Annotated in this window: 4 protein-coding genes and 1 rRNA gene; 4 read left to right on the top strand and 1 reads right to left on the bottom strand. The window is 44.7% G+C overall.

Features of this window, described 5'->3' with window-relative positions; all coding sequences use genetic code 11:
- Positions 1 to 9 precede the first annotated feature (9 nt).
- From rrf to AZH43_RS17955, 4 genes are all read left to right on the top strand, one after another.
- Positions 10 to 124 (top strand): 5S ribosomal RNA (gene rrf / locus AZH43_RS17970).
- Positions 125 to 289: 165 nt separating this feature from the next.
- On the top strand, positions 290 to 1486 hold the full coding sequence (locus AZH43_RS17965) for an MFS transporter (RefSeq protein ID WP_067672882.1): 1197 nt from the start codon (positions 290 to 292) through the stop codon (positions 1484 to 1486).
- Between the two features lie 413 nt (positions 1487 to 1899).
- A complete protein-coding gene (locus AZH43_RS17960; protein WP_067672879.1) occupies positions 1900 to 4308 on the top strand; it encodes a YgiQ family radical SAM protein in 2409 nt (802 codons plus the stop codon).
- A 406-nt stretch (positions 4309 to 4714) separates the two neighbouring features.
- Positions 4715 to 5254, top strand: coding sequence for a DUF2726 domain-containing protein (locus tag AZH43_RS17955; protein WP_067672876.1), 540 nt, complete (start codon positions 4715 to 4717; stop codon positions 5252 to 5254).
- Positions 5255 to 5311: 57 nt separating this feature from the next.
- On the opposite strand, the gene AZH43_RS17950 is transcribed toward AZH43_RS17955, so the two are convergent.
- Positions 5312 to 5668 (bottom strand): RidA family protein, encoded by a 357-nt coding sequence (locus AZH43_RS17950; RefSeq protein ID WP_067672873.1) that lies wholly within the window; start codon positions 5666 to 5668, stop codon positions 5312 to 5314.
- Positions 5669 to 6000 lie beyond the last annotated feature (332 nt).

The following is a 6000-nucleotide window of genomic DNA, read 5'->3' as shown; positions in this document are numbered from 1 at the left end:
AACAGTTGTGCTGGCGACAATAGCAAGAGTGAACCACCTGATCCCTTCCCGAACTCAGAAGTGAAACCTCTTAGCGCTGATGGTAGTGTGGGGTTACCCATGTGAGAGTAAGTCATCGCCAGCTCATTATTCGAAACACCCCCTGATAACCCAGGGGGTGTTTTTTTATGTGCAGGAAAAGGGAAAATAAAAGAAGGAATACTCCCAATCACGAAGGAAATAGAAACAAATAAAAGCTTTTTTATCTTGGTTTGCGCAGGGGTATACTAAGGCCATATTTGGAGTCCGTATGTCCAGCTTGCCGACTGAGCCAAACTATATTGAATATGGCTCAAAAGATTTTTCAGCAGTTCTTTTTTCCTTATTTCTTGCTGGATTTTCGATTTTTTCATCACTGTATTGCGTGCAGCCGATGATGCCGATTTTTGCTCAGTTTTTTTCAGTGTCGCCGACACACAGCAGTTTCCCGCTTTCATTTTCCACCAGCGCACTGGCCGTCGGATTATTGTTTACAGGCTTGATCTCAGACCGTTTTGGCCGCAAGCCGGTTATGGCTTACGCATTGTGCTTAGCATCATCATTATTAATTATCAGCTCTTTTTTTCCGATTTGGGAAGTTTTCCTTTTTACACGGATTTTAATCGGCTTAATGGTTAGCGGTGTAGCTGCTGTTGCCATGACCTATATTGGTGAAGAAATTGCAGATCAAGATATCGGTTTTGCCATGGGCTTGTATATTTCTGGCACTGCAATCGGCGGCATGGGCGGCCGGCTCGTTGCTGGCGTGCTGGTTGATTTTATTTCTTGGCAAGCGGCTACCTTAATTATTGGATTGCTGAATCTTGCCATCGCGGTCACATTTTTCATTATTTTACCGAAATCAAGGCACTTTAAGGCTTATCCGATCCGATTTAGACGGTTTAAGGAATCCTTTACTAAGAATATTGAAGATCCTAAGCTCCGTTTGCTCTTCATTTTGGGCTTTATTTTGATGGGTTGCTTCGTTTCTATATTCAATTATATCAGCTACCACTTGCTGGAAAAGCCGTTCGAGCTGTCACAAATGTGGATTGGCCTAATTTCGGCCGCATATTTAGCTGGAATATACAGCTCCCCCAGAGCGAGCAGCTGGTGCCGAAAATTTGGCAGAAATAAAGTGCTGCCTTGCATGCTGTTGATGATGCTGCTGGGTCTGATGATGATGCTGATTCCATCGCTATGGGGTATTTTTATTGGCTTGCTGATATTTACTTTTTCATTTTTCGCCGCGCATTCAACTGCCAGCAGCTGGGTTTCTGTCCATTCATTGCAATACCGTGCCGTTGCTTCATCTTTATATTTATTTTGCTATTACTTGGGTTCAAGTGTGCTGGGCAGCAGCAGCGGATTGGTTTGGGAGAGCTGGGGATGGACGGGCATTACCATTTTTATTGCATTGATTTTAGCCTTGGGGATGTTTTTATCCCTGCGTTTAAAACCTGAATAAGCCGAGCGCTGCTTAATTCGAGCAATTTACTTTTTGCCGTTAAAGCGAATAATGAAATCTTGCGGTGTGGATTAAATCCTAATAATGCGATGCAGCAATTATCTGTATGCCTGCTATATATTTAAATAAATAGAATTCCAAATAATATAAATTAAAGCAAATTATTCACCAATGAGTTGAATAATCTAGATTTATTCAATGTTTGATGAATTGATATTGGCTTGCATGATTTTTGAGGGTTTCAGTATCTGCAGGAACTTTTTTAATGGAACGAATGTTTTGATTATCAATCAAGCTGATTTGTATAAATTATAATCAAGCAAGATGAATAGAATTCATGGTAAAATGATCGGCTTTCATCTTTAGGTCTGATTTTTTCAGGCCATCCATCTGCCAGCCGAGAATTGCTAGCCATGTCTACTGCTTATACCATGCAGACCGCGCCAAAAGCGCTGTTTGATTACGACAAATATTGGGCGTCGTGTTTTGATCCAGCGCCATTTTTGCCGATGTCACGCGAAGAAATGGATCAGCTTGGCTGGGACAGCTGTGATTTCATTTTAGTCTGCGGTGATGCATATATTGATCACCCATCGTTCTGTTCAGGCATTATTGGCCGTACCTTGGAAGCGCAAGGTTTCCGTGTCGGCATTATTGCACAGCCGGACTGGACCAATGTGGATGCTTTCCGCGCATTAGGAAAGCCGAATATTGCTTGGGGCGTTACCGCCGGCAATATGGATTCGATGATCAACCGCTATACGGCTGACCGTAAAATCCGCTCGGATGATGCCTATTCACCGGACAATCAGCCGAATAAGCGTCCAGACCGCGCAGCGACTGTATATTGCCAGCGTGTACGTGAAGCCTATCCAGATGTGCCTGTACTGTTAGGTGGTATTGAAGCTTCACTGCGCCGGATTGCGCATTATGACTATTGGTCAGACAAAGTCCGCCGTTCAGTCCTGATGGATTCAAAAGCCGATTTATTGATGTACGGCAATGGTGAGCGCTCAATTACAGAAGTGATGCACCGTTTAGCCCGCGGTGAAAAAATCCATCAAATTACGGATGTTCGCGGTACAGCATTTATTGTGAATAAGCTGAACCGTCCATCAAAAGCGAAGTTTGTTGAAATAGCATCGAATGATGTCGATGCTGTTGGCCGTGTCGATCCGATTATCAATCCATATGTGATGACTGAAGATTTGGACGGCTGTGAAATCGAGAAAGATAAAGGCAATTCATTAACCCAGTATCAAAATTTCCAAAAAGAGCCTGTTGCAAATCCGATTATCCGGGAAGGCGATCAGCTGGATGCCGATACGCAAATTGTTCAGCTGCAGCCGTCATCAAAGGCCATTAAGCATAAATTGCCGCCGCGTGAATTGGCGGTGATCCGCCTGCCGGCCTATGAAGAAGTTGCTGCTGATCCTGTTTTATATGCGCATGCCAACCGCATTTTGCATTTGGAAACCAATCCGGGCAATGCCCGCGCCATGGTGCAAAAGCACGGTGAGCGTGATGTATGGCTGAATGCGCCGCCAATTCCGTTAACCACGGAAGAAATGGATTATGTGTTTGACCTGCCGTATGCGCGTTTGCCGCATCCTGCTTACGCCAATGCGCGTTTCCCGGCTTTTGACATGATTAAATTCTCTGTGAATATCATGCGCGGCTGTTTTGGCGGCTGTACCTTCTGTTCAATTACAGAACATGAAGGCCGTATTATTCAGAACCGTTCTGAAGAATCAATTCTGCGTGAAGTGGAAAAAATCCGCGATACCGCGCCGGGCTTTACCGGCATTATTTCCGACTTAGGCGGGCCGACTGCCAATATGTACCGTTTGGCCTGCAAAGACCCTGAAATTGAAAAAAACTGCCGTAAGCCGTCTTGCGTATTCCCGGGTGTGTGTCAAAACCTGCATACCGATCATGCGCCGCTCACTCAGCTGTACCGTAAAGCGCGTGAACTCAAGGGGATCAAAAAAATTCTGATCGGTTCAGGGCTGCGCTATGACCTTGCAGTGTTGAATCCTGAATATGTGCGTGAATTGGTGACGCATCATGTGGGAGGCTACCTGAAAATTGCGCCTGAACATACCGAAAAAGGCCCATTGTCGAAGATGATGAAGCCGGGCATCGGTACTTACGACCGTTTCAAGCAAATGTTTGAGCGTTTCAGCAAGGAAGCCGGCAAAGAACAGTATCTGATCCCTTATTTCATCGCGGCACATCCGGGAACCACCGATTATGACATGATGAATCTGGCGATTTGGCTGAAAAAGAATGATTTCCGCGCCGATCAGGTGCAGACTTTCTATCCGTCGCCAATGGCAACAGCAACCACCATGTATCACACCGGTAAAAACCCGCTGGCCAAAGTCGCGCGCTATACCGAGTCTGTGGATATTGTGAAAGGCGATAAGCGCCGCCGTCTGCATAAAGCCTTCCTGCGCTACCATGACGCCAACAATTGGCCTTTGCTGCGTGAAGCGCTGAAGGAAATGGGCCGTCAGGATTTAATCGGCAACTCGAAACATCATTTGATTCCGACTTATCAGCCTGTGGGCAATGCTGATGGGCAGTATCAATCGGCGCGTAAGAAAAACTCAACTGTTGATGGTGATTCGCAAAAACGTAATGCGGATAATCGCAATCAGCAGGCCAAAAATCAGTCTCGTCCATCCAATACTAAAAAGCGCCCTGAACGCGGGCAGATTCTAACGCAGCATACCGGTTTGCCGCCGCGTGAAACCGGCGATGCGAAAAAGCCATTCGGCGGGCCAAAACCGAAAGGGAAATCCAAGTCCCGCGCTTAATTTTGTTAAAATTTAAAAAGGCACTTCGGTGTCTTTTTTTATTGGCTGGGCTTGATGATTTAACGGATCAGGTCAGCTGGAGTTAAGCCTTCTGTATCAACTTTCGAGCGGACCTGCGTGGAAATCAGTTTGTCGGAATTGTTAGACAATCGTCTAAAACAGTCTTGCCAGATTTTCCTGAAATAGCATACAGTAAGGTAACTAGCCGAAGATGGGCTATATTCTCATCAATATAAAAAGGCGCGGTTACAAAGAAGTGACACAGCTGCTGAGCAGTTTGGGTAGATAATAAAACCGGTGAAAAATTTTTAAAACGAAATTTTAACAATAAGATCCGCTGCATTCTGGCTGAAGCAGAAAAGGTGCAGCGCAAAATGATTATAATAAATGTAAAGGATTATGAGAGATGGCAATTTATATTGTGATCGCGAGCATGCTGCTCGGCTGCATGCTCATAATGGCTTGGAAAAGTTTAGAAAATAATGCCAAGCAGCAAGATAGCGCATTGAAACAGCGTGCTATTTTCAATATTAATGAGCAGCTGACCTATACGCGTCTGAAAGAAATTCTGCCAAATCATATTATTTTGGCGCATGTTTCTTTCGATGCCTTATTAACAACCAAATATTACCGTACGCGGAATAAGTACAGGAATATGGTTGCAGACTTTGTTGTGCTGGATGAAAACCAGCAGATTAAAGCCATTATTGCTTTAGATGATCCTATGGTGCTGAAACGCATCCAGCCTTCACAGTATCAGGACGCTTTGCTGCAAATGGCCGGCTACCGTGTGATCCGTTATGATGACGTGCCTGAGTATGCTCAGCTGCGGGATGATTTTTTGCATGGAAAGGCTTCATTCCGGCCATTAACGCCCGTCAGTGATTTGAAAAAATATCATCTGTATTCAGATTTGGAGCGTAAAAGGCTCAAAGCATTAAGCTGAAAATAAAAAAGCATGCAACTTAGGGCATGCTTTTTTATAACTTATTTTATTGCAGCATTATTCAGGTTTAACGGCAACCACCGTCAATTCCACCAAAACCTGTGGCGAGTACAGCTTTGCTTCTACACAAGTGCGGGGCAGGGCTTGAATGTCGCTGACCCAAAGATCCCAAATTTCATTAAAAGCAGCATAATCTTTTTCGATATCTTTGAGGTAAATGGTCACTGACATAATGTGGCTTTTGTCCGTGCCGGCATCTGCTAAAAAACGGTCAATGATATCCAATGTCTGCTTAGTTTGTCCGCGGATATCCAAACTGGTGTCTGACGCCAGCTGGCCAGCCAAATGAACCAAGTTGCCCGAAATGGCAATTTCTGAAAAACGTTTTTCTACATGCAGCCGCTGTACAGCCATATGGATATTCCTGTGTTTTCGGCATCATGGCTGGCGTCAATGCAGCCAGCAAACTGCCTGAGGCTAAATAGATGGCCATATAATGCCATGAATGATGGCCTCAAATCACTAAGGGCGGCGCAATAAGAAGTAAATGTAATTGGATGGCGTAAATAAGATGGTCTGTATCAGCAGGGAAAACGAATCTATTGAAAATACCGGGATTGGCAAAACTTCAGCTTCAAATGCTGAATGGGCCGTCAGCTTTAGCTATGCATTGTTCAGGACAGTTGGACGGAAGCAGGCTTGAAAAAATGCCGTGAATTCAGAGAGATGCTTTGTTTAAGCGCAGA

Origin of the sequence: Acinetobacter pragensis, assembly GCF_001605895.1 — a bacterium.
GTDB classification, from domain to species: Bacteria; Pseudomonadota; Gammaproteobacteria; order Pseudomonadales; family Moraxellaceae; genus Acinetobacter; species Acinetobacter pragensis.
The sequence above is the reverse complement of the archived record's forward strand: the minus strand, read 5'-3'. Positions and strand labels throughout refer to the sequence as shown.